This window comes from Kitasatospora sp. NPDC048662, from assembly GCF_055587065.1.
In genome coordinates, this window is record NZ_JBVJHA010000003.1 from 439,472 (window position 1) to 462,764 (window position 23,293).

Sequence of the window (23,293 nt, forward strand, 5' to 3'; positions counted from 1 at the left end):
GGGTACCTCCCAGCCCTAGCGGGCCGGGAGGTACCCCCACGCGCCCCTGGTTTCGCAGCCCTCCTGCCCCGCCTACTCTTCGTCCTCGTCCTTCGGACGCTCCGTCGCGTGCCCAGTGATGGGCTTCTCGCCCTTCGGCCCCTGGTTCTCGCGCCGCCGCAGGTACCTCTCGAATTCGCGGGCGATCGCGTCCCCCGATGCCTCCGGCAACTCCGCGGTGTCCTGCGCCTCCTCCAACTGCTGGACGTACTCCGCGACTTCGGAGTCCTCCGCGGCGAGCTGGTCGACGCCGAGCTGCCAGGCGCGGGCGTCGTCGGCGAGTTCGCCCGGGGGGATGCGCAGGTCGAGGAGGTCTTCCAGCTTGTTGATCAGGGCCAGGGTGGCCTTGGGGTTGGGCGGCTGGGAGACGTAGTGCGGGACGGCGGCCCAGAAGGTGACGGCGGGGACGCCGGCGTGCGCGCAGGCCTCCTGGAGGACGCCGACGATGCCGGTGGGGCCCTCGTAGCGGCTCTCTTCGAGGTCGAGGCTGCGGGCCACCGTCGCGTCGGAGGTGACGCCGGAGACCGGGACCGGCCGGGTGTGCGGGGTGTCGCCCAGCAGCGCGCCCAGCACGACGACCAGTTCGACGCCCAACTCGTGGGCGAAGCCGAGCAGTTCGTTGCAGTAGGAGCGCCAGCGCATGCTCGGCTCGATACCGCGGACGAGCACCAGGTCACGCGGCTTGGGTTCGGTGACCCGGACCACCGAGAGTCTCGTGGTGGGCCAGGTGATCCGGCGAACCCCGCCGTCGAGCCAGATGGTGGGCCGGTTGACCTGGAAGTCGTAGTAGTCCTCGGCGTCGAGCGCGGCGAACACCTTGCCGCCCCAGGTCTCGTCGAGGTGTCCGAGCGCGGCGGAGGCCGCGTCGCCGGCGTCGTTCCAGCCTTCGAAGGCGCAGATCATCACCGGGTCGATCAACTCGGGCAGGTCTTCCAGCTCGATCACCCGGCATCTCCCTCCGTCCGTGGCGGGGGCACGGCCGCCCCCAGGTCCCTTACCTGCCCAGCCTACGGGCTTTGAATGCCACCCGTGGCCGGGCAGGGTGCCCAACCCTATCGCCGTCAGTCGACCGGTTCGGCGCAGGCGACGGTCGGGTTCATGGCGAGGGTGCCGGGCGGGGCGGGGATGGTGAAGGTGACGGTGGCGTCCTCGGGGCAGGTCTGCGCGGTGCCGCCCTTGAGGCTGACGGTCTGCTTGACGTACAGCTTGTCGACCTTGTACTCGGGCTTGTGCTCGCCCTGGCCGTCGCACCGCGTCTCGGCGACGCCCTCGGAGCCGTTCGCGTTCTTGGTGGCGTAGACGCAGTCGCCGACGACGATGCCGGTGCCGCCGCCCCCGCCGGGCTCGCCGGGGTGCGGGTCGTGCAGGTTGCGCAGGCAGGCCCAGGCGGACCGGTTGCGGGCGACGTTGGTGAGCGCGTTCTGGGTGAGGTCGAGGGCGACGTCGGTGCCGTCGGGGCAGTCCGCGCCGTGCGGGAGGGCGGCGGCGACGCCGGTCAGGGTGCCGCTGCGCTTGGTGACCTTGGCCTCGGCGTTCGGGCTGTCGCAGGGCACCATCTCGTAGTGGGAGGTGGTCCCGCTGCCGCCCGGGTTGAGCGCGCGGGCGCAGGTGCCCTCGGCGAAGTACGAGTCGTCGAGCTGCTGGGGGGTGGGGGTGCTGACGGCGGAGGTGGAGACGGTGGGGGAGGGGCTGGGCGGCGGTGAGGCCTTGGCGTGCTTGGCGGGTTCGCAGCCGACCAGGAGCAGGCCGGCGGTGAGCAGCGCCAGTGAGGTCCCGGCGGTGCGCAGGAGAGTGCGGGGCATGTCGTTCCTCCGTGCCCGGGTGGTGTGCGGTGGGCAGCGCGGCTGCCCAACCCGCCTGGAAATGACGGACTTTGGTCAACGCTACCGTGATGGTCCGTCAGGTCCGCGGGGTGGCCGGGAGCTGATCTCCGCCGGGGTCGGCGCGCCCGTTCGCGGTTCCCCGCCCGAGCCACCAGGCTGAACACAGCAGGTTGTTCCGTTTGTCGGATTTGCCGCTCTGCGAGGAGAGAAGCTCATGAAGGCAGCTGTGGTCCGGGACTTCACCCAGCCGCTGGAGATCGAGGAACGCGAGGTGCCCACCCCGGCGCCGCACCAGGTGCTGGTCCGGATCGAGTGCTCCGGCCTGTGCCACACCGACATCCACGCCGCCCGCGGCGACTGGCCGGTCAAGCCGTCCCCGCCGTTCGTGCCCGGCCACGAGGGCGTGGGCATCGTGGAGGCGGCCGGCCCGAACGTCCAGCACATCGAGGTCGGTCAGCGGGTCGCCGTCCCGTGGCTGGCCGACGCCTGCGGACGCTGCGACTACTGCGTCACCGGCTGGGAGACGCTCTGCCTGTCCCAGCACAACTCCGGCTACTCGGTGGACGGCGCCTACGCCGAGTACGCCCTCGCGCACGGCGACTACGTGGTGCCCGTCCCGGACGGTGTGGACCCGATGGACGCCGCCCCGCTGTCCTGCGCGGGCGTCACCACGTACAAGGCGGTCAAGCTGGCCGGCGCCCGACCCGGCACCCGGATGCTGATCTCCGGCATCGGCGGCCTCGGCCACCTGGCACTCCAGTACGCGCGGATCTTCGGCGCCGAAACGGTCGCGGTGGACATCACCGACGACAAACTGAAGCTCGCCGAGGACCTCGGCGCCGACCACGTGATCGACGCCCGGACCCAGGACGTCGCCCACGAGGTGCACAAGCTCGGCGGCGCGGACGGCGCCGTCTCGCTGGCCGTCAGCAACGCCTCCTTCCGTGCCGCCTACGACTCGCTGCGGCGCGGCGGCACCCTCGCACTGGTCGCGCTGCCCGCCGAGGGCGAGCTGACGCTGCCGGTGTTCGAGACGGTGCTGAACGGCACCAAGGTGATCGGCTCGATCGTCGGCACCCGCCAGGATCTCGCCGAGGTGTTCGCCGTGCACGCCCTCGGCCGCACCAAGGTGATCCGGGAGACTCGCGAACTGGAGGACGTGAACGCCTGCTTCGAGGACGTGCTCTCGGGCCGGGTGACGGCCCGCCTGGTGTTCGACCTGCGCTGACCGCAGGCGGAAGGGGGGACGGAATACCCGTCCCCCCTGCACGGCGGGTCAGCCGCTTGCCCGCCCGGTCATCAGCGCGGTGATCCCCGCGGCGAGCTCCGGGCCGAGTTCGCCCCAGCCCTCCTTGTAGCCGTACACGCCCGCCAGCGTGCGGGCCTCGTAGTCGCCGTTCAGCACCTCGATGTCCGCGGCGGTGATCAGCGACGGGTGGGCGACGCCGAGCGCCGAGGAGATCTTCGTCAACTCCTTGCGCAGGGTGCGCAGATAGACCGCCGCCCGGGCCGACTTGGAGACCGGGTCCACGCCGCGGGCCAGCCACGGGTTCTGGGTGGCGATGCCGGTCGGGCACTTGTCGGTGTGGCACTTCTGGGCCTGGATGCAGCCGATCGACAGCATCGCCTCGCGCGCCACGTTGATCATGTCGGCGCCCAGCGCGAACGCCACCGCCGCGTTCTCCGGCAGGCCGAGCTTGCCGGAGCCGATGAACGTCAGCTCGTCGGTCAGCCCCAGTTCCGCGAAGGTGCCGTAGACCCGCGAGAAGCCCATCCGGAACGGCAGCGACACCGAGTCGGCGAAGATCCGCGGCGCCGCACCGGTGCCGCCCTCGCCGCCGTCCACCGTCACGAAGTCGACGCCCCGGTCGCCGCGCGCCATCAGCGCGGCCAGCTCCTGCCAGAAGTCCAGCTCGCCGACGGCGCTCTTGATGCCGACCGGCAGGCCGGTCTCGGCGGCCAGCAGCTCGACGAAGTCCAGCATCGAGTCCACGTCGCCGAACGCCGAGTGCCGCGAGGGCGAGGCGCAGTCCTTGCCGACGGGTATGCCGCGGATCTTCGCGATCTCGGGCGTCACCTTCGCACCCGGCAGCATGCCGCCCAGGCCCGGCTTGGCGCCCTGCGACAGCTTGATCTCGATCGCCCGGACCGGCGCCCCCGCCACCACGTCCTTGAGCTTGCCGAGGTTGAAGCTGCCGTCCTCGTTGCGGCAGCCGAAGTACGAGGTGCCGAGCTGAAGCACCAGGTCGGCGCCACCCCGGTGGTACGGCGACAGGCCGCCCTCGCCGGTGTTGTGCATCGCGCCGGCCTGCGCCGCGCCCTTGTTCAGCGCGGTGATGGCCGCGCCCGAGAGCGAACCGAAGCTCATCGCGGAGACGTTCACCACGCTGCCCGGCCGGAACGCCCTGGCCCGCCCGCGCGGCCCGCCCAGCACCTTGGCCGACGGCAGCGGCGCCTGCGGGTCGTGCCCGTCCGGCAGCGGCCCGGCGAAGGTGCGCTGCTTCAGGTAGGCACGGCCCTGCGCCTGCGCGACGTCCACCTCGGTGCCGAACCCGAAGTAGTTGTTCTCCTCCTTGGCGGAGGCGTAGATCCAGCTCCGCTGGTCGCGGCTGAACGGCCGCTCCTCCTCGTTGGAGGTCACGATGTACTGCCGCAGCTCCGGCCCGATCGTCTCCAGCAGGTACCGGGCGTGCCCGAGCACCGGGAAGTTCCTCAGCAGTGCGTGCTTCTTCTGGACCAGGTCGCGGGCGGCGAGCACCGCCACCGCGGCGGCCGCGGCCGCGCCGATCTTCCGGGCTTGCATGGACGTTCCTCCTGGGTACCGGCCCCGTCCCCACACGGCGGAGCCGGACCGATGCTAGGAAACCCCGCGCACCGTCCCGCCCACCGGGGGCCGCCGGGCCGGATCGCCCGAGGTCAGAGGCACCAGCCGTCCCGGTACGCGGCCCAGTGGTCCGGGGTGGCCGCGAAGTCCACGTACAGCGCCAGCCCGAAGTTCCGCCGCGCACCCGGGCCGAGCGCGAGGCGGGCACCGCGGACGGCGGCACGGACCGTCTCGGCGTCGCCCCGGTGGGCCGGGGTGTCGTCCCAGTACGCGGGCAGGCCCATCAGCAGCTCGACACCGGGCGGGGTGTTGGCCAGCGCCAGCTCCGTCTGCCGGGCGACGTAGCCGCCGTACAGCGACTCCACCGGCATCGAGGTGTCGTAGGACATCACCGCGACCTGGTCGACCCGCCGCGCGGCCTGCGCGAAGTACCCGGCGCTCCACCACTTGCCGTGGTCGGTGAGCGCGAAGGTCACCCGGCCGATCGTCGGGACGGGCTCGATCTGCGGCGCGGCGATGGACAGCGGCGCGCCCCGGGCGGCGGTCAGCGCGTGCACCTGGTCGAGCAGCGCGAGGAAGCCGGGGGAGCCGTTGTGCACCGGCTCCAGGTCGAAGTGGACGCCGTCGAAGCCCAGGTCGAGGACCTGCTTCGCGGAGGCGGTGATCCGCTCCCGCACCTCCGGCCGGTCCAGGTGCAGGCCGACCTTCTCCGGCGCGACCACGTCGCCCAGCCAGGACTGGATCCGCACCCCCGGCATCGCGGCCCGGGCCCGCTCCAGGAACCCGGCCACCCCCGGGGCCAGCTTCGGATCGAGCGAACCGTCGTGCTCCAACGGGCCGGTGTGCACGTACAGGTCGTGGATGCCGGTGCCGCGCACCCGCGCCGCCAGCACCGTCAGATCGGCGTCGGTGCGCCGCCCGTCCACCCAGGCGTGGCCCAGCCAGATCGCGTCCCGGCCGCGGGTACGGGCATCGGCCGCCGGATCGCCCGAGTAGTACCAGCGCAGCGCCAGCCCCGCGCCCAGCACCGGCAGCACCAGCATCGCCAGCAGCGTCGCGAGGGCGGTCAGCACCCGGCGGCGCCGGGTCCAGCGGGTGCGGTGGTTCCAGCGGCGACGCGCCCGGCCCGGCACCGTCCGCCATACGGACGGCCCAAGGGCACGGACGCGGTGATGCCACCTGCTCGAACGCGGTGAAGCGGGCATGGTCGGGCTCCCTTCCGGTGGACAGGGACGCCCACGATGCGAAATGGGTTCCATGGCACCGCCGTCGGGCGGATACCCTGACCGGGTGCGCCTCCGGTCAAGGTGGGGCCGCATAGCCGACAGCCGTCGCACTCAGGGAGCAGCCTCATGGCCACCGTTGTATCCACATCCGCCCAGCAGGAGCGCGCCGACGCCTTGCGCGAGGCCCTCGCCACCCGGGTGGTGGTGGCCGACGGAGCGATGGGCACGATGCTCCAGGCCCAGGAGCCGACGCTGGAGGACTTCCAGCAGCTGGAGGGCTGCAACGAGGTCCTCAACGTGACCCGCCCCGACATCGTCCGCTCGGTGCACGAGGCGTACTTCGCGGTCGGCGTGGACTGCGTGGAGACCAACACCTTCGGCGCCAACCACTCGGCGCTCGGCGAGTACGACATCTCCGACCGGATCGGCGAACTGTCCGAGGCCGGCGCCCGGATCGCCCGCGAGGTCGCCGACGAGTACACCGCGAAGGACGGCCGTACCCGCTGGGTGCTCGGCTCGATGGGCCCCGGCACCAAGCTGCCGACGCTCGGCCACACCACCTTCGAAACGGTCCGCGAGGGCTTCCGGCAGAACGCGGCCGGCCTGATCGCCGGCGGCGCCGACGCGCTGCTGATCGAGACCAGCCAGGACCTGCTGCAGACCAAGGCCTCCGTGCTGGGCTGCCGCGACGCCCTGACCGAGGCCGGCCTGAACCTGCCGGTCCTGGCCCAGGTCACGGTCGAGACCACCGGCACCATGCTGCTCGGCTCGGAGATCGGCGCGGCGCTGACGGCGCTGGAGCCGCTCGGCATCGACTTCATCGGCCTGAACTGCGCCACCGGCCCCGAGCAGTACAGCGAGCACCTGCGCTACCTGGCGAAGAACGCCCGGATCGGCCTGTCCTGCATGCCGAACGCGGGCATGCCGGTACTCGGCAAGGACGGCGCGCACTACCCGCTGACCCCCGGCGAACTCGCCGACGCGCACGAGGCGTTCGTCCGCGACTACGGCCTGGCACTGGTCGGCGGCTGCTGCGGCACCACCCCCGAGCACCTGCGCCAGGTGGTCGAGCGGGTGCAGGGCCTGCCGATCACGCCGCGCGAGCCGAAGCCCGAGCCGGCCGCCGCCTCGCTGTACCAGACGGTGCCGTTCCGGCAGGACACCTCGTACCTGGCGATCGGCGAACGCACCAACGCCAACGGCTCGAAGAAGTTCCGCGAGGCGATGCTCGCCGCCGACTGGCAGACCTGCGTGGAGATCGCCCGCGAGCAGATCCGCGAGGGCGCGCACCTGCTCGACCTGTGCGTGGACTACGTGGGCCGCGACGGCGTCGCCGACATGAAGGAGATCGCCGGCCGCCTCGCCACCGCCTCCACCCTGCCGATCGTCCTGGACTCCACCGAGCCGCCGGTCCTGCGGGCCGGCCTGGAGGCACTCGGCGGGCGCGCGGTGCTGAACTCCGTCAACTACGAGGACGGCGACGGCCCCGACACCCGCTTCGGGAAGATCGCCGCCCTCGCCCGCGAGCACGGCGCCGGCCTGATCGCCCTCACCATCGACGAGGAGGGCCAGGCCCGCACCGCCGACAAGAAGGTCGCCATCGCCGAGCGGCTGATCGAGCAGCTCACCGGCGAGTACGGCATCGAGGAGTCCTCGATCCTGATGGACTGCCTGACCTTCACCCTGGCCACCGGCCAGGAGGAGTCCCGCCGCGACGGCATCGAGACCATCGAGGCGATCCGCGAACTCAAGCGCCGCCGCCCGAACGTGCAGACCACCCTCGGCCTGTCCAACATCTCCTTCGGCCTCAACCCGGCCGCCCGCCAGGTCGTCAACTCGGTCTTCCTGCACGAGTGCGTGGAGGCCGGCCTGGACTCGGCGATCGTGCACGCCGCCAAGATCCTGCCGATGAACCGCATCCCCGAGGACCGCCGGCAGGCCGCCCTCGACCTCGTGTACGACCGCCGCAGCGAGGGCTACGACCCGCTGCAGAAGCTGCTCCAGCTGTTCGAGGGCGTCTCCGCCGCGTCCGCCGCCGCCTCCAAGGCCGAGGAGCTCGCCGCCCTCCCGCTGGAGGAGCGCCTGCAGCGCCGCATCATCGACGGCGAACGCAACGGCCTGGAGGCCGACCTGGACGCCGCGCTGGCCGAGCGCCCGGCACTGGAGATCATCAACGACACGCTGCTGTCCGGCATGAAGGTGGTCGGCGAGCTGTTCGGCTCCGGCGAGATGCAGCTGCCGTTCGTGCTGCAGTCCGCCGAGGTGATGAAGGCCGCGGTGGCCCACCTGGAGCCGCACATGGAGAAGTCCGACAGCGAGGGCAAGGGCACCATCGTGCTGGCCACCGTCAAGGGCGACGTCCACGACATCGGCAAGAACCTGGTCGACATCATCCTGTCGAACAACGGCTACAACGTGATCAACATCGGCATCAAGCAGCCGGTGGCGGCGATCGTCGAGGCCGCCCAGGAGCACAAGGCCGACGTGATCGGCATGTCCGGCCTGCTGGTCAAGTCCACGGTGATCATGAAGGAGAACCTGGAGGAGCTCAACCAGCGCGGCCTGGCCGCCGACTTCCCGGTGATCCTCGGCGGCGCCGCCCTCACCCGCGCCTACGTCGAGCAGGACCTGCACGAGATCTACGACGGCGAGGTCCGCTACGCCCGCGACGCCTTCGAGGGCCTGCGGCTGATGGACGCCCTGATCGGCGTCAAGCGCGGCGTCCCCGGCGTGGAACTGCCGGAGCTGCGCAAGCGCCGGCACGCCCGGGTCGAGATCGAGGAGCCGGAGGAGGTCAACCTCGGCCAGATCCGCTCCGACGTGGCCGTCGACAACCGCGTCCCCACCCCGCCGTTCTGGGGCGACCGCATCATCAAGGGCGTCCCGTTCCAGGACTACGCCTCCTGGCTGGACGAGGACGCCCTGTTCAAGGGCCAGTGGGGCCTCAAGGGCGGCCGCTCCGGAGGGCCGTCGTACGAGGAACTGGTGGAGACCGAGGGCCGCCCGCGGCTGCGCGGCTGGCTGGACCGCCTCCAGACCGAGGGCTGGCTGGAGCCCGCCGTCGTGTACGGCTACTACCCGGCCAACTCCAAGGGCGACGACCTGATCCTCTACCGCGAGGACGGCTCCGAACTGACCCGGTTCACCTTCCCCCGCCAGCGCCGCGGCCGCCGCCTGTGCCTGGCCGACTTCTTCCGACCGGAGGAGAGCGGCGAGCGCGACGTGGTCGGCCTCCAGGTGGTCACCATGGGCAACCGGATCTCCGAGGCCGCGGGCGAGCTGTTCGCCGGCAACTCCTACCGCGACTACCTCGAACTGCACGGCCTGTCCGTGCAGTTGGCCGAGGCACTGGCCGAGTTCTGGCACGCCCGGGTCCGCTACGAACTCGGCTTCGGCGACGAGGACCCGCAGGACGTCAAGGACATGTTCGCGCTCAAGTACCGCGGCGCGCGCTTCTCGCTCGGCTACGGCGCCTGCCCGAACCTGGAGGACCGCGCCAAGATCGCCGAACTGCTCAGGCCCGAACGGGTCGGCGTGATCCTCTCCGAGGAGTACCAGCTGCACCCCGAGCAGTCCACCGACGCCATCGTGCTGCACCACCCCGAGGCCAAGTACTTCAACGCACGCTGAGGCTTCTGCCACGGCAGATCATCCGTTCGCCGCACCGGCGCCCGGCGCAATCCGCTCCGGCGGGCGTATTCTTGATGATCCTGAACGGGCCGGTCCGCTCACCAGCGGGCCGGCCTGTGCCATCCCCGGACGCAGCGTGCTCCGGACGACCACCCGGAAGGACGGCGCGCATGACGACGGTCTCGACCCCGATCCGTGTCGGCGGAGACGGCGACGGCAGCGGCCTGCAGGCCGTCCTGCTCGACATGGACGGCACCCTGGTCGACACCGAGGACTTCTGGTGGCAGGCCGAGGTCGACCTGTTCGCCGAACTCGGCCACCGGCTCACCGCCGAGGACCGCACCCAGGTGGTCGGCGGCCCGATGACCCGCGTCATCGACTACCTGCTCACCCGCACCGGCGCGGCGATCCGCCCCGCCGACCTCGGCGCCCAGATCAACCAGCGCTTCGTCGACCTGCTGGCCGGCGGCGTCCCGCTGATGCCCGGTGCCGAGCGCCTGCTCAACACCCTTGCCGCGCACGGCATTCCGGCCGCCCTGGTGTCCGCCTCGCACCGGCACATCATCGACATCGTGCTGCACAGCCTGGGCGCGCAGAACTTCGCCTTCACGGTGGCCGGAGACGAGGTGCCGCGCACCAAGCCCTTCCCCGACCCCTACCTGACCGCCGCGGCCCGCCTGAGCGCCGACCCGGCCCGCTGCGTGGTCGTCGAGGACACCCCCACCGGCGTCGCCGCCGCCGAGGCCGCGGGCTGCCCCGTCATCGCGGTACCGTCCATCGCCACCATCGAGCCCGGCCCCGGCCGCCTGGTGCTGCCCTCGCTCGAACAGGTCGATCTCGACCTGCTGCGCACCCTGGCCGGCGCCCGGGTGTGACCTTCGTCTCCTTCCAGCGATTTTCCGGTTCCCCTCCGCGTCCGTGGGTACGCGGACCGTATCCGGCAGCACGTGCGAAATCGGGCATTGGCTGACAACTCGTCGGTTCCCGAAGGGTAGCTTTCCGGCCGTCGCCGACCCACTGTTCGAACAGCCGGTGACCGTCCCGGTGCGATGTGGCACGCTACATCCGGTCAGTAGCCATCCCGCGCCGCCGCCCACCGCCGTCAGACCCCGGCCGGGGGCGCCCGCGCGTCGTACCAGACCTGGGCCGGCCACCCCCACCCCGCGGCCGGCCGGTTCTCCGGCGTCGGCCGGCCGCACGCAGTAAGGAAGACCACCCCGCATGACTACGCCCAACCGCCTGGCCGTGCTCAGCTGCGCCGCGCTCGTCGCCACCACGGCGGCCGGCTGCGCGTCCGTGGAGAAGGCTGCCAACGGCGGCGACAACGGTGCTGCGATCACCCTGGGCACCACCAACGGGACCACCGTGCTGGACCCGGCCGGCGCCTACGAAATCGGCTCCTGGCTGGTGCTCAACAACTCCTTCCAGTCGCTGCTGGCCTTCCCGCCCGGCGGGACCGTGCCGCAGCCCGACGCCGCCGAGTCCTGCCAGTTCACCGGCACCGACACGATGACGTACACCTGCACGCTGAAGGCCGGGCTGAAGTTCACCAACGGGCACCCGGTGACGGCCGAGGACGTCAAGTTCTCGATCGACCGCACCAAGCGGATCAACGACCCGGCCGGTCCGCTCCCGCTGCTGTCCACCATCAAGTCGGTGGAGACCAACGGCGACCGCGAGGTCACCTTCCACCTGGAGACCCCCGACGCGGTCTTCCCGGCCAAGCTGGCCTCCCCGGCCGGCGCGATCGTGGACCACCAGGTCTTCCCGGCCGACAAGCTGCTGGAGAACGACAAGCTGGTCGGCTCCGGCCGGTACCGGGTGGACGCGATCGAGAACCGCGGCAAGAGCCCGGCCAAGGTCACGCTGTCGCCGAACCCGACCTACAAGGGCAGCGCCGGCAAGCCCGAGAACAACAAGTTCACCGTCCGCTTCTACGAGAAGGCGGACGAGCTGAAGGCCGCCCTCGACAAGGGCGAGGTGGACGTCGCGGACAACAGCCTCGAACCCGCCACGGCGGCGCAGATCAAGAACGACGACCAGTCCGGCAAGGGCAACCTGCGGGTCGCCGAGGGCGACAGCGGCGAGACCTTCTACCTGGTGTTCAACACCAAGGACGAGGTCGGCGGCAACCAGGCCGTCCGGCAGGCGATGGCCCAGCTGATCGACCGCAAGGCGCTGGCCCACGACGTGTACGCGGGCACCGTGCTGCCGCTGTACTCGGTCGTCCCGGCCGGCGTGGTGGGCCACACCACCGCCTTCTTCGACAAGTACGGCGAGCCGGACGTCGCCAAGGCCAAGAAGATCCTGACCAGCGCGCACATCACCACCCCGGTCAAGCTCACCCTGACCTGGTCGCGCTCCCGGGCCGGCGCCACCGAGCTGGAGGAGGTCAAGAAGCAGCTGGACGCCAGCGGCCTGTTCCAGGTGACGGTCCAGCAGGAGCCGGACTGGAACACCTTCATCGCCAACTGGTCGAACAGCAGCTACCAGGCCTATCTGATCGGCTGGACCCCCGACTACGTGGACGCGGACAACTACATCACCCCGCTGGTGGTGGGGGGCGGCGCGTTCCACAACAACTGGGACGACCCGCAGATCAGCACCAAGCTGGTGCCGGACTCGATCAAGCTCACCGACCGCACCGGCGGCGGCAACTACGCGACGATCCAGAACCGGCTGGCCGACGCCGTGCCGATGGTCCCGCTGTACCAGAACAAGTCCTTCTACGTGTACCGGGTCGGCGTCAGCGGCGTGGACAGCACCGTGGACAACACCAGCCGCTTCCGCTTCTGGGAGATCGGCCGCACCGGCAAGAAGTAACGTTTCACCCGGTTGCCCAAGGCACCACAACGGCCCGCCACTCCCACCGGGAGTGACGGGCCGTCGGCCGTTCCAGAGAGCTCTACAGGGCGCCGGGGCGCACCAGGCCGCTCTCGTACGCGTACACCGCCGCCTGCACCCGGTCACGCAGCTGGAGCTTGGTCAGCACATGGCCGACATGGGTCTTCACCGTCGTCTCGGAGACGAACAGCTCGGCCGCGATCTCCGCGTTCGACAGCCCACGGGCCACCAGCCGCAGCACCTCCACCTCACGCTCCGTCAGCACGGTGAGCGCCTGCGGCGGCGCCTCGTCACCGGACGGCAGCTTGGTGGCGTACATGTCCAGCAACCGGCGGGTCACCGACGGGGCCAGCATCGCCGCACCGTCCGCCACCACCCGGATCGCCTGCACCAGCTCCTCCGCCGGCACGTCCTTCAGCAGGAAGCCGCTGGCGCCCGCGCGCAACGCCTCCACCACGTACTCGTCCAGGTCGAAGGTGGTCAGCACCAAGACCTTCGCCGGGCCGGTGCGGTCCGGCCCGGCGATGCGGCGGGTGGCCTCCACGCCGTCCATCCGCGGCATCCGGATGTCCATCAGCACCACGTCCGGCTGCAGCGCGCGGACCTGGTCCAGCGCCTGCTGCCCGTCGCCCGCCTCGCCGACCACCACGAGATCGGACTCCGCCTCCAGAATCATCCGGAAACCGGTACGGAGCAGCGGCTGGTCGTCCACCAGCAGCACACGGATCGTCACCTACGACTCCTTGCGGGGGTTGGTCAAAGTGGCCAGGGGCAGCGGGTACGGCGGGGGAGTGCCACCGAACTCCGGGCAGCTGGACTTGTGGTCGCACCAGTCGCACAGCCGGTTGCGGGTCGCCGGGAACTCACCGGTGGCCACGGCCGCCGAGATCGCCTCCCACAGCGCCTCCAGCTTCCGCTCCACCGCCAGCAGATCGGCCTGGTCCGGGTCGTACGTCACCACATCGCCGCCGCCGCCGAGATACACCAGCTGCAGCCGCTTGGGGAGCACGCCCTTCCACCGCCAGACCACCAGCGCGTAGAACTTCATCTGGAACATCGCCTTGCCCTCGAAGTCCCGCGAGGGCGCCCGGCCGGTCTTGTAGTCCACCAGCCGCACCTCGCCGGACGGCGCGACGTCCACCCGGTCGATGTAGCCGCGCAGCAGCAGGCCCGAGGCCAGCGCGGTCTCCACGTACAGCTCCCGCTCCACGGGGTGCAGCCGGGTCGGGTCCTCCAGCCGGAACCACTTCTCCACCAGCTTCTCGGCATCGCCCAGCCAGCCGGCCAGCTTCTCCGGCTCGTCCGGGAACAGATCCGCCAGCTCCGGCCGTTCCCCGAGCAGCCGCTCCCACTGCGGGGCCAGCAGCCCCCGGGCCCGCTCGGGGGTGCGCTCCGCCGGCGGATGGTCGAACAGCCGCTCCAGCACCGCGTGCACCAGCGTCCCCCGGGTCGCCGCCGCACTCGGCGGCTCCGGCAGCCGGTCGATCACCCGCAGCCGGTACAGCAGCGGGCAGGTCATGAAGTCACCCGCCCGGGACGGCGACAGCCCGGTCGGCGCGGCCGCCGGACGGGCAGTGGGTGTGGGGTCGGTCTGCTGCATGCCCCGACCCTATTGCACCGGACGGACAGCATGGGCGAACGGGTCGAGAAGGTGGGTATGGCAAAGGAGAGCGGGGTGCGCCGCCGCCGCGACGGGAGATCACGTAGCGTACGAGGAACCCACGTCGCGCACGCGAGATCCACGGAGCGTACGGGGGCACCAGAGGGTCGGCGGAGGGTGAAGGGAGCACGGTGAACGACACCAAGGGGCGGACACCCGGGGCACCGGACTCGCCGGACGGCGGCGAACCACCCCGCGGCGGCATCCTGATGGGCCGCCCGTTCGGCGTGCCCGTCTACGTCACCCCGTCCTGGTTCCTGGTCGCCGCCCTGATCACCTGGATCTTCGGCAGCCGGCTCGCCGACGTCCTGCCCGAGCTCGGCGCCACCCGCTACCTGCTCGCCTTCTCCTTCGCCGTCGCCTTCTACGGCTCGGTGCTGGTCCACGAACTCGCTCACACCCTGGTCGGGCTGCGCTACAAACTGGGCGTGCGCCGCATCCAGCTCCAGTTCCTCGGCGGCGTCTCCGAGATCGAGAAGGAGGCCGACCGCCCCTGGCGCGAGTTCTGGCTCGCCCTCGTCGGCCCGCTGCTCTCCCTGGTGCTGGCCGGCGCCTTCTGGGCCGGCTTCAAGGCCGTCGAACCCGCCACCGTCCCCGGCGTCCTGCTGGCCGGCCTGATGATCTCCAACCTGGTGGTCGCCGCCTTCAACCTGCTGCCCGGCCTCCCGCTGGACGGCGGCCGGATGCTGCGCGCCGTCGTCTGGGCCGCCACCGGAGACCCCATGAAGGGCACCCTCGCCGCCGTCTGGGCCGGCCGCGCCCTGGCCATCGCCGTCGTCCTCGGCCTGCCCGTCATCGGCGCCGCCCAGAACGCCCAACGCTCCACCGGCGAAGCCATGCTGGACGGCGTCCTCGCCGCCATCCTCGGCTTCATCATCTGGCAGGGCGCCGGCAACTCGCTGCGCAACGCCCGCCTCAAGGAGGTCCTGCCCGGGCTCAAGATCCGCGACCTGGCCCGCCGCAGCATCGACGTCACCGCCGACACCCCCCTCGGCGAAGCCCTCCGCCGCGCCCACGAGGCCCACGCCGGCGCGATCGTGGTCGTCGACGGCCACGGCGAACCCACCGCCCTGGTCAAGGAATCCGCGGTCAGCAACGTTCCCGAACACCGCCGCCCCTGGGTCGCCGTCTCCGCCGTCGCCCGCGACCTCGAACCCGGCCACACCATCCCCGTCGACCTGGCCGGCGAACAGATCCTGGAAACCCTGCGCCGCGCCCCCGCCTCCGAATACCTGGTGGTCCGCGCCGACGGCACCGTCTACGGCGTACTCTCCCTCGCCGACCTCGAACGCCGCCTCACCGCCGCCGTCCTCGGGCGTGCCTGACGATCTCCGTCGGGCGCGAATCGTCAGGCACGCCCGGGCGCCCGACCGGCTGAACCGATCATGTGGTCGGGACAGCCCTCCGGCTCCCGTAGGATGGCCCCCATGTCCGAACCGACCGGTGCCGCCCGCCGACGCGGGCCCTTCCAGGTCGGGGACCAGGTCCAGCTGACCGACCCCAAGGGCCGCCACTACACGTTCACGCTCCAGGCCGGGAACCAATTCCACACCCACAAGGGTGCGTTCCCGCACGACGAGCTGATCGGCGCTCCCGAGGGCACGGTCGTCCGCACCACGGGAAACGTCCCGTACCTCGCGCTGCGCCCCCTGCTCCCCGACTACGTCCTGTCCATGCCGCGCGGCGCTGCCGTGATCTACCCCAAGGACGCGGGGCAGATCCTGGCCATGGCCGACATCTTCGCCGGCGCGAGGGTGGTGGAGGCGGGCGTCGGTTCCGGCGCCCTGTCCACCTACCTGCTGCGCGCCGTCGGCGACACCGGCATGCTCGCCTCCTACGAGCGGCGTGAGGACTTCGCGGACATCGCCCGCGGCAACGTCGAACGCTACTTCGGCGGCCCGCACCCCGCGTGGAAGCTCACCGTCGGCGACCTCCAGGACAACCTGGTCGAGACCGACGTCGACCGTGTCATCCTCGACATGCTCGCCCCCTGGGAGTGCCTGGACGTCGCCTCCAAGGCGCTCGTCCCCGGCGGCCTCATCTGCTGCTACGTGGCCACCACCACGCAGATGTCCCGCACCGTCGAGGCGCTGCGCGAACACGGCACCTTCACCGAGCCGCAGGCCTGGGAGACCATGGTCCGCACCTGGCACCTCGAAGGCCTCGCCGTCCGCCCCGACCACCGCATGATCGGTCACACCGGCTTCCTGCTCACGGCTCGCCGCCTGGCCGACGGTGTCGAACCCCCGCTCCGCCGCCGCCGCCCCGCGAAGGGCGCCTACGGCGAGGACTACGACGCGGCGGAGCCCGAGCTGACGCTCGCGGAGCGGGCCGCGGTGCGCAAGGCGCAGCGGGAAGCGGCCGCGCACGACGGCCGGGACCTGAACTAGCGGATTCGCAATCACGGGCGCGTGGGGGCACCTCCCGGCCCGGCTAGGGCTGGGGGAGAACTGCGCGAGCAAGAAGTGCACGTCCGCAAGGTCGCGATCAAGTGCAGGTCATTGTCCCGCCCAGCGACCTTGCGGACTGGTTTCTTCCGTTTCGCGCAGTTCCCCGCGCCCCTGTTTATGCGCCCACCCGGTCTCGAGCGCCCATTCCCCCGTGTGCGAAAATGCCCGGACTGAGAGGGGAGTTCGTGTGCACGCACGGTCGGGGTTGAAGCACTGGGTGCTGGTCGCGGCGGGGTGTGCCGCTGTGGTGGGTGGGGCGTTGGGGGCGACGTCGGCGACCGGGGCCGTGGTGACGGGTCATCAGGCCGAGGCGGTGGTGCCGGAGGTGGACCTGGCGAAGGTCCAACTGCCCATGGAGTGCGGGCGGTTCCCGGTCGCGGTGAGTCTGAAGGCGTCGGCGGTCGTGGACGGGAAGTCGCTCGGAGTGCTCGCCGCGCACTGCCAGGCCGACATGGGGACCCCGCCGGACCAGGTGTTCGTGGTGGAGGGCGCCGGCAGGCCGGTTGAGTTGCTCTCCGACCGCGACGGGTACACGCTCACGGAGTTGACGATCCGCTCCGACGGTTCGATCCGCGGAGCGGCTCGCGGCTACTCCTCCGACGACGTGCCGCGCTTCTCGCCGGACGTGGTGGTGGAGTTGATGTGGACCCAGTCCGCTCGCGGGTGGGCGAAGACCGAGACCCGGACCCCCGCCCACACCGCCTGACGGCCCGTCAGTCCGCGTCCGGGCCGTACACCTCGACGCCGTCGGCGGCCCGGCGGACGTGGATGCAGTCGCCCGGGCAGTCCTTCACCGAGTCCACCACGTCCTGAAGGAGGGTCAGCGGGACGGGCACCGTCTCGCCGGGCTGCTGGCGCAACTCGTCGTCCTCACCCTTCACATAGGCGAGTCCGTCGATGTCGAGTTCGAAGACCTCGGGCGCGTACTGCGCGCAGATCCCGTCTCCGGTGCACAGATCCTGGTCGATCCAGACTTCGAGTGCCTCGCCCGTCCCCGCCATTGCCCCTGCCGTTTCTGCTCTGGTCGCCCCGCATTCGGGGACATTCCTGTCACGATACATCCGCGCTGCTTTGAACCGTTGAGGGGTGGGCATCTCCTCTGTCAGAGGGGAAGCGTGCAGGGCGAACATCGGACACGCCCGATCCATCTTTCTGATCTAGGGGTTTACATGACCCTGGTCCCAGGTAGGTTTGGGTCGTCCAGCTCCCCCAGGAGGAGGTGAGGACCGTGGCAGCCCACGATGACGACTACGACCGCAGCGCCGGCAGGCCCGCACGGGGGTCCGACGAGGCCGCGCAGGTCTCCTACCTCGAGCAGGAGATCGCCGTCCTTCGGCGCCGGCTCGCCGATTCTCCGCGCAGCTCAAGGGTGCTTGAGGAGCGGATCGTCGAGCTGCAGACCAACCTGGCCGGCGTGACCGCCCAGAACGAGAGGCTCGTCGCCACCCTGCGCGAGGCCCGCGACCAGATCGTGGCCCTCAAGGAGGAGGTGGACCGGCTCGCCCAGCCGCCCGCCGGATTCGGCGTCTTCCTCGAGAAGAACGAGGACGGCACGGCCGACATCTTCACCGGCGGCCGCAAGCTCCGGGTCAACGTCAGCCCCGGCGTGGAGCTGGACGAGCTGAGCCGCGGCCAGGAGGTGATGCTCAACGAGGCGCTGAACGTCGTCGAGGCGATGGCGTTCGAGCGGATCGGCGAGATCGTCACCCTCAAGGAGCTGCTGGAGGGCGGCGACCGGGCGCTGGTGGTCGGGCACACCGACGAGGAACGGGTGGTGCGCCTCGCCGAGCCGCTGCGTGAACTCACCCTGCGGGCGGGCGACGCGCTGCTGCTGGAGCCGCGCTCCGGCTACGTGTACGAGGTGGTGCCGAAGTCCGAGGTCGAGGAACTGGTCCTCGAGGAGGTCCCGGACATCGACTACCGGCAGATCGGTGGCCTGGCCAACCAGATCGAGCAGATCCGGGACGCGGTGGAGCTGCCGTACCTGCACGCCGACCTGTTCAAGGAGTTCGAGCTGCGTCCGCCCAAGGGCGTGCTGCTGTACGGTCCTCCCGGCTGCGGCAAGACGCTGATCGCCAAGGCGGTCGCCAACTCGCTGGCCAAGAAGGTCGCCGAGGTGACGGGCCGGCCGCAGGGCAAGAGCTACTTCCTCAACATCAAGGGCCCCGAGCTGCTCAACAAGTACGTGGGCGAGACCGAGCGGCAGATCCGCCTGGTCTTCCAGCGGGCCCGGGAGAAGGCGGGCGAGGGCACGCCGGTCATCGTCTTCTTCGACGAGATGGAGTCGCTGTTCCGCACCCGCGGTTCCGGCGTCAGCTCGGACGTGGAGAACACCATCGTCCCGCAGCTGCTGGCGGAGATCGACGGCGTGGAGGGCCTGGAGAACGTCATCGTGATCGGCGCCTCCAACCGGGAGGACATGATCGACCCGGCGATCCTGCGGCCCGGCCGGCTGGACGTCAAGATCAAGATCGAGCGGCCGGACGCCGAGGCGGCCAAGGACATCTTCTCCAAGTACCTCAAGGACTCGCTGCCGTTCCACCCCGACGACGTCAAGGAGCACGAGGGCTCGGTGCCCGCCACCGTGGCCGCCATGATCCAGTCGGTGGTCGAGCGGATGTACTCCGAGACCGAGGAGAACCGCTTCCTGGAGGTCACCTACGCCAACGGTGACAAGGAAGTGCTGTTCTTCAAGGACTTCAACTCCGGCGCGATGATCCAGAACATCGTCGACCGCGCGAAGAAGATGGCCATCAAGGACTTCCTCGACCACGGCCAGCGCGGTCTGCGCGTCTCCCACCTGCTCGCCGCCTGCGTGGACGAGTTCAAGGAGAACGAGGACCTGCCCAACACCACCAACCCGGACGACTGGGCCCGCATCTCCGGCAAGAAGGGCGAGCGGATCGTGTTCATCCGCACCCTCGTCACCGGCAAGCAGGGCGCCGAGTCCGGTCGCTCCATCGACACTGTCGCCAACACGGGGCAGTACCTGTAGTACGCGAACCACCCCGTCCGGCTGCGGCGCTCGCAGGGCTCCGCAGCCGGACGGCGCGTCTGCACCGGCAGTACCGACAGGGTCAGGAGGGCCGCATGACCGTACGGCGCGTGATGGGGATCGAGACCGAGTACGGCATCTCCGTGCCGGGCCACCCGAACGCCAACGCCATGCTCACCTCGTCCCAGATCGTCAACGCCTACGCGGCGGCGATGCACCGGGCGCGCCGCGCCCGCTGGGACTTCGAGGAGGAGAATCCGCTGCGCGACGCCCGGGGCTTCGACCTGGCGCGGGACGTGGCGGACGCCAGCCAGCTCACCGACGAGGACATCGGCCTGGCCAACGTCATCCTCACCAATGGCGCCCGGTTCTACGTCGACCACGCGCACCCCGAGTACTCGTCGCCCGAGGTCACCAACCCGCGCGACGCGGTGCTGTGGGACAAGGCCGGCGAGCGCATCATGGCCGAGGCCGCCGCCCGCGCGCTGGAGCTGCCCAACGGGCAGCGGATCCTGCTCTACAAGAACAACACCGACAACAAGGGCGCCTCCTACGGCACCCACGAGAACTACCTGATGCAGCGGGCCACCCCGTTCGCCGACATCGTCCGCCACCTCACGCCGTTCTTCGTCTCCCGCCAGGTGGTGTGCGGGGCCGGCCGGGTCGGGCTCGGGCAGGAGGGCGGCGGGCACGGCTTCCAGATCAGCCAGCGCGCCGACTACTTCGAGGTCGAGGTCGGCCTGGAGACCACCCTCAAGCGCCCGATCATCAACACCCGCGACGAGCCGCACGCCGACGCCGAGAAGTACCGCCGGCTGCACGTCATCATCGGCGACGCCAACCTCTCCGAGATCTCCACCTACCTCAAGCTCGGCACCACCGCGCTGGTCCTGTCGATGATCGAGGACGGCTTCATCGCCGTCGATCTCGCCGTCGACCAGCCGGTGCGCACCCTGCACCGGGTCTCGCACGACCCGGAGCTGAAGCACCTGGTGTCGCTGCGCTCGGGGCGCAAGCTCACCGCCGTCCAGTTGCAGATGGAGTACTGCGAACTGGCCCGCAAGTACGTCGAGGACCGCTTCGGGCAGGACGCCGACGACCAGACCATGGACGTGCTGGCCCGCTGGGAGGACGTGCTGGGCCGGCTGGAGCGCGACCCGATGAGCCTGTCCCGGCAGCTCGACTGGGTCGCCAAGAAGGAGATCCTGGAGGGCTACCGCCAGCGCGACGCCCTGAACTGGGAGAGCCCGCGCCTGCAGCTCGTCGATCTCCAGTACAGCGACGTGCGCCCCGACAAGGGCCTGTACAACCGTCTGGAGGCGCGCGGCCGGATGGAGCGGCTGCTCACCGAGGACGAGGTGCGCCGCGCCGTCACCCAGCCGCCCGAGGACACCCGCGCCTACTTCCGCGGCCGCTGCCTGGAGCAGTACGCCGACCACGTGGCCGCCGCGTCCTGGGATTCGGTCATCTTCGACCTGCCGGGTCGCGACACCCTCCAGCGGGTGCCCACCATGGAGCCGTTGCGCGGCACCAAGGCACACGTCAAGGAACTGCTCGACCGGTGCCGCACCGCGGAGGATCTGGTACGGGTCCTGTCCGGCGGGTAACTTTTCGATCACCACGGGTGAACATTTCCCCGACGGGGAATCATTCAGGTGAGCAGCGAGCGTTGTACCGGAACACCGAGCGAGCGGGGTGAGGAAAATGGCGGAGAAGGACACCGGAGGCGGCCAGCAGCGGGCCAGCCGCTCTTCCGAGGAGGTCGAGGAGCAGGCCGCGGAAACCCAGGCCTCGGACGACCTCAAGGAACGGCAGGAAAAGCTCAGCGACGACGTCGACGCGGTGCTGGACGAAATCGACGAAGTGCTGGAATCCAACGCCGAGGATTTTGTGCGGGGATTCGTGCAGAAGGGCGGCGAGTGAGAGGGGGGAACCCCTTTCCACCGGAAAAGAGCACGGCGAGCGCCGCAGGCATGCCCAAAGCGCGCCTGCGGTCTCGCCTTCTCTGCGGTCCGTCACCCAAGGACGTGGATCGGGCGCCCGGAGCGGGTAGGGTCCGGGACACAACTCCAACTTTGGATCTTCGATCTGGAAGGACACGTGTGGAAGCCAACCTCAGTGGCACCGGGCGTCTACCGGCTGCCTTCCTCACCCCCGGTTCCTCCTCGTTCCTCGACTTCCTCGACAGCTACGCGCCGCAGCTCCTGCCGGGGCGGCGCACCCTCCCCGAAGGGATGACCGTCGAGGCGCCGCACGGCACCACCATCGTGTCCGCGGTCTTCGAGGGCGGCGTGGTGCTCGCCGGTGACCGCCGGGCCACCATGGGCAACGTCATCGCCCAGCGCGACATGGAGAAGGTCTTCCCGGCCGACGAGTACAGCGCGGTCGGCATCGCCGGCACCGCCGGCCTCGCCATCGAGATGGTGCGGCTGTTCCAGCTGGAACTCGAGCACTACGAGAAGATCGAGGGCACCGTGCTCTCCTTGGAGGGCAAGGCCAACCGGCTCACCACCATGATCCGGTCGAACCTGGCGATGGCCATGCAGGGCCTCGCCGTCGTCCCGGTCTTCGCCGGCTACGACCTCGACCTCGGCCGCGGCCGGATCTTCACCTACGACGTCACCGGCGGCCGCTCCGAGGAGCGCGCGGGTTTCGCCGCCACCGGCTCCGGCTCGGTGTTCGCCCGCGGCGCGATGAAGAAGCTCTACCGGCCGGGGATGACGGCCGACCAGGCCGCCACCCTCACCGTCCAGGCGCTGTACGACGCCGCCGACGACGACTCGGCGACCGGCGGCCCCGACCTCGCCCGCAAGATCTTCCCGATCGTCACGCTGATCACCGAGGACGGCTTCCGCCGGCTCAGCGAGGAAGAGGTCACCGCGATCGCGGTGACCATCACCGACCAGCGGCGCGAGCACCCCAACGGCCCGCAGGCCCCGCTGCTCTGAATCCGCCTCAACCACCCGAAGGGAGACCGGCGGTGTCCACGCCGTTCTACGTCTCGCCCCAGCAGGCCATGGCGGACCGCGCGGAGTACGCCCGCAAGGGCATCGCGCGCGGACGCAGCGTGGTCGTGCTCACCTACGCCGACGGCATCGTCTTCGTCGCGGAGAACACCTCCCGCGCCCTGCACAAGGTCTCCGAGATCTACGACAAGATCGCGTTCGCCGCGGTCGGCCGCTACAACGAGTTCGAGAACCTGCGGATCGGCGGCGTGCGCTACGCCGACCTGCGCGGCTACTCCTACGACCGGGCCGACGTCACCGCCCGCGGCCTGGCCAACGTGTACGCCCAGACCCTGGGCACCATCTTCTCCTCGGTCGGGGAGAAGCCCTACGAGGTCGAGCTGATCGTCGCCGAGGTCGGCCGCACCGACGCCGACGACCAGATCTACCGGCTCACCCCCGACGGCTCGGTGGTGGACGAGAAGAACGCCGTCGTGGTCGGCGGCAACGCCGACTCCATCGGCAACTACCTCGGCCAGCGCCACCGGGCCGGGCTGACCCTCGCCGAGGCGCTCAAGCTCGCCGTCGACGGCCTGGCCCGCGACCCCAACGGCGGCAGCCCGCGCACCCTGACGCCCGAGCAGCTGGAGGTCGCCGTCCTCGACCGCCAACGCGTCCAGCAGCGCAAGTTCAAGCGCATCCTGGGCGGCCAGCTGTCCCGGCTGCTCAGCGGCGACGAGAGCGCCGCCGCCGACGAGGACGAAGGCACCACCGCCGAATGACCGCGGCAGGCGGCCCGCCCCCCTGCCGGGCGGGCCGCCTGCCGATCCATCACCGCACCGAGGGGTTTCACGGAG

At 70.8% G+C, this 23,293-nt stretch carries 19 protein-coding genes; 12 read left to right on the forward strand and 7 right to left on the reverse strand.

Annotated elements, in window-relative coordinates:
- Window positions 1–72 precede the first annotated feature (72 nt).
- Both ACZ6R9_RS12515 and ACZ6R9_RS12520 read right to left on the reverse strand, forming a co-directional pair.
- Window positions 73–984, reverse strand: coding sequence for a PAC2 family protein (locus ACZ6R9_RS12515; protein WP_380488826.1), 912 nt, complete (start codon window positions 982–984; stop codon window positions 73–75).
- A 116-nt stretch (window positions 985–1,100) separates the two neighbouring features.
- Window positions 1,101–1,841 (reverse strand): hypothetical protein, encoded by a 741-nt coding sequence (locus ACZ6R9_RS12520; protein WP_465538153.1) that lies wholly within the window; start codon window positions 1,839–1,841, stop codon window positions 1,101–1,103.
- Window positions 1,842–2,076: 235 nt separating this feature from the next.
- Here ACZ6R9_RS12520 and adhP point away from each other — a divergent pair, with 235 nt between their 5' ends.
- Window positions 2,077–3,090, forward strand: coding sequence for an alcohol dehydrogenase AdhP (adhP, locus tag ACZ6R9_RS12525; RefSeq protein WP_465538154.1), 1,014 nt, complete (start codon window positions 2,077–2,079; stop codon window positions 3,088–3,090).
- Window positions 3,091–3,138: 48 nt separating this feature from the next.
- On the opposite strand, the gene ACZ6R9_RS12530 is transcribed toward adhP, so the two are convergent.
- Both ACZ6R9_RS12530 and ACZ6R9_RS12535 read right to left on the reverse strand, forming a co-directional pair.
- On the reverse strand, window positions 3,139–4,665 hold the full coding sequence (locus ACZ6R9_RS12530; RefSeq protein ID WP_465538155.1) for an FMN-binding glutamate synthase family protein: 1,527 nt from the start codon (window positions 4,663–4,665) through the stop codon (window positions 3,139–3,141).
- 113 nt (window positions 4,666–4,778) lie between these two features.
- The gene (locus ACZ6R9_RS12535; protein ID WP_380488832.1) at window positions 4,779–5,819 is read right to left on the reverse strand and encodes a glycoside hydrolase family 18 protein; all 1,041 of its coding nucleotides are present in this window, start codon (window positions 5,817–5,819) and stop codon (window positions 4,779–4,781) included.
- Window positions 5,820–6,038: 219 nt separating this feature from the next.
- Here ACZ6R9_RS12535 and metH point away from each other — a divergent pair, with 219 nt between their 5' ends.
- From metH to ACZ6R9_RS12550, 3 genes are all read left to right on the forward strand, one after another.
- Window positions 6,039–9,542 carry a methionine synthase gene (gene metH, locus ACZ6R9_RS12540; protein WP_380488833.1) on the forward strand — a complete coding sequence of 1,168 codons (3,504 nt, stop codon included), beginning with the start codon at window positions 6,039–6,041 and terminating at the stop codon, window positions 9,540–9,542.
- Between the two features lie 170 nt (window positions 9,543–9,712).
- Window positions 9,713–10,417 carry an HAD family hydrolase gene (locus tag ACZ6R9_RS12545; protein WP_465538156.1) on the forward strand — a complete coding sequence of 235 codons (705 nt, stop codon included), beginning with the start codon at window positions 9,713–9,715 and terminating at the stop codon, window positions 10,415–10,417.
- 346 nt (window positions 10,418–10,763) lie between these two features.
- The gene (locus tag ACZ6R9_RS12550; RefSeq protein WP_465538157.1) at window positions 10,764–12,365 is read left to right on the forward strand and encodes an ABC transporter substrate-binding protein; all 1,602 of its coding nucleotides are present in this window, start codon (window positions 10,764–10,766) and stop codon (window positions 12,363–12,365) included.
- Between the two features lie 82 nt (window positions 12,366–12,447).
- Here ACZ6R9_RS12550 and ACZ6R9_RS12555 read toward each other — a convergent pair whose 3' ends face one another.
- On the reverse strand, window positions 12,448–13,119 hold the full coding sequence (locus ACZ6R9_RS12555; protein WP_380488839.1) for a response regulator: 672 nt from the start codon (window positions 13,117–13,119) through the stop codon (window positions 12,448–12,450).
- Window positions 13,120–13,986, reverse strand: a complete 867-nt coding sequence (locus ACZ6R9_RS12560; protein WP_380488840.1) for a RecB family exonuclease — start codon at window positions 13,984–13,986, stop codon at window positions 13,120–13,122.
- Window positions 13,987–14,177: 191 nt separating this feature from the next.
- Between ACZ6R9_RS12560 and ACZ6R9_RS12565 the strand changes: the two genes are divergently transcribed.
- The 3 genes from ACZ6R9_RS12565 to ACZ6R9_RS12575 all read left to right on the forward strand — a co-directional run bounded on the left by ACZ6R9_RS12565 (window position 14,178) and on the right by ACZ6R9_RS12575 (window position 17,202).
- Complete coding sequence (locus ACZ6R9_RS12565; protein WP_465538158.1) at window positions 14,178–15,371, forward strand: site-2 protease family protein; 1,194 nt, start codon at window positions 14,178–14,180, stop codon at window positions 15,369–15,371.
- Window positions 15,372–15,473: 102 nt separating this feature from the next.
- A complete protein-coding gene (locus ACZ6R9_RS12570) occupies window positions 15,474–16,436 on the forward strand; it encodes a tRNA (adenine-N1)-methyltransferase (RefSeq protein ID WP_380488842.1) in 963 nt (320 codons plus the stop codon).
- Window positions 16,437–16,683: 247 nt separating this feature from the next.
- On the forward strand, window positions 16,684–17,202 hold the full coding sequence (locus tag ACZ6R9_RS12575) for a hypothetical protein (RefSeq protein ID WP_465538159.1): 519 nt from the start codon (window positions 16,684–16,686) through the stop codon (window positions 17,200–17,202).
- A gap of 7 nt (window positions 17,203–17,209) precedes the next feature.
- On the opposite strand, the gene ACZ6R9_RS12580 is transcribed toward ACZ6R9_RS12575, so the two are convergent.
- On the reverse strand, window positions 17,210–17,497 hold the full coding sequence (locus tag ACZ6R9_RS12580) for a ferredoxin (RefSeq protein ID WP_285737743.1): 288 nt from the start codon (window positions 17,495–17,497) through the stop codon (window positions 17,210–17,212).
- A gap of 227 nt (window positions 17,498–17,724) precedes the next feature.
- Here ACZ6R9_RS12580 and arc point away from each other — a divergent pair, with 227 nt between their 5' ends.
- The 5 genes from arc to prcA all read left to right on the forward strand — a co-directional run bounded on the left by arc (window position 17,725) and on the right by prcA (window position 23,218).
- Window positions 17,725–19,491 carry a proteasome ATPase gene (gene arc / locus ACZ6R9_RS12585; RefSeq protein WP_380488844.1) on the forward strand — a complete coding sequence of 589 codons (1,767 nt, stop codon included), beginning with the start codon at window positions 17,725–17,727 and terminating at the stop codon, window positions 19,489–19,491.
- Between the two features lie 95 nt (window positions 19,492–19,586).
- Window positions 19,587–21,098, forward strand: a complete 1,512-nt coding sequence (gene dop, locus ACZ6R9_RS12590; protein ID WP_380488845.1) for a depupylase/deamidase Dop — start codon at window positions 19,587–19,589, stop codon at window positions 21,096–21,098.
- Between the two features lie 97 nt (window positions 21,099–21,195).
- Entirely contained in the window at window positions 21,196–21,414 is a 219-nt protein-coding gene (locus tag ACZ6R9_RS12595) for a ubiquitin-like protein Pup (protein ID WP_035868822.1), read from the forward strand.
- Window positions 21,415–21,593: 179 nt separating this feature from the next.
- Window positions 21,594–22,439 (forward strand): proteasome subunit beta, encoded by an 846-nt coding sequence (gene prcB / locus ACZ6R9_RS12600; RefSeq protein WP_380488846.1) that lies wholly within the window; start codon window positions 21,594–21,596, stop codon window positions 22,437–22,439.
- Window positions 22,440–22,471: 32 nt separating this feature from the next.
- Window positions 22,472–23,218, forward strand: coding sequence for a proteasome subunit alpha (gene prcA, locus ACZ6R9_RS12605; protein ID WP_380488847.1), 747 nt, complete (start codon window positions 22,472–22,474; stop codon window positions 23,216–23,218).
- Window positions 23,219–23,293: the final 75 nt, after the last annotated feature.

Excerpts from the sequence above, each read along its gene's own strand:
- ACZ6R9_RS12520 (WP_465538153.1), bottom strand. The coding sequence starts at position 1,841 with ATGCCCCGCACTCTCCTGCGCACCGCCGGGACCTCACTGGCGCTGCTC.
- adhP (WP_465538154.1), top strand. The coding sequence starts at position 2,077 with ATGAAGGCAGCTGTGGTCCGGGACTTCACCCAGCCGCTGGAGATCGAG.
- ACZ6R9_RS12530 (WP_465538155.1), bottom strand. The coding sequence starts at position 4,665 with ATGCAAGCCCGGAAGATCGGCGCGGCCGCGGCCGCCGCGGTGGCGGTG.
- metH (WP_380488833.1), top strand. The coding sequence starts at position 6,039 with ATGGCCACCGTTGTATCCACATCCGCCCAGCAGGAGCGCGCCGACGCC.
- ACZ6R9_RS12545 (WP_465538156.1), top strand. The coding sequence starts at position 9,713 with ATGACGACGGTCTCGACCCCGATCCGTGTCGGCGGAGACGGCGACGGC.
- ACZ6R9_RS12550 (WP_465538157.1), top strand. The coding sequence starts at position 10,764 with ATGACTACGCCCAACCGCCTGGCCGTGCTCAGCTGCGCCGCGCTCGTC.
- ACZ6R9_RS12560 (WP_380488840.1), bottom strand. The coding sequence starts at position 13,986 with ATGCAGCAGACCGACCCCACACCCACTGCCCGTCCGGCGGCCGCGCCG.
- ACZ6R9_RS12570 (WP_380488842.1), top strand. The coding sequence starts at position 15,474 with ATGTCCGAACCGACCGGTGCCGCCCGCCGACGCGGGCCCTTCCAGGTC.
- ACZ6R9_RS12580 (WP_285737743.1), bottom strand. The coding sequence starts at position 17,497 with ATGGCGGGGACGGGCGAGGCACTCGAAGTCTGGATCGACCAGGATCTG.
- dop (WP_380488845.1), top strand. The coding sequence starts at position 19,587 with ATGACCGTACGGCGCGTGATGGGGATCGAGACCGAGTACGGCATCTCC.
- ACZ6R9_RS12595 (WP_035868822.1), top strand. The coding sequence starts at position 21,196 with ATGGCGGAGAAGGACACCGGAGGCGGCCAGCAGCGGGCCAGCCGCTCT.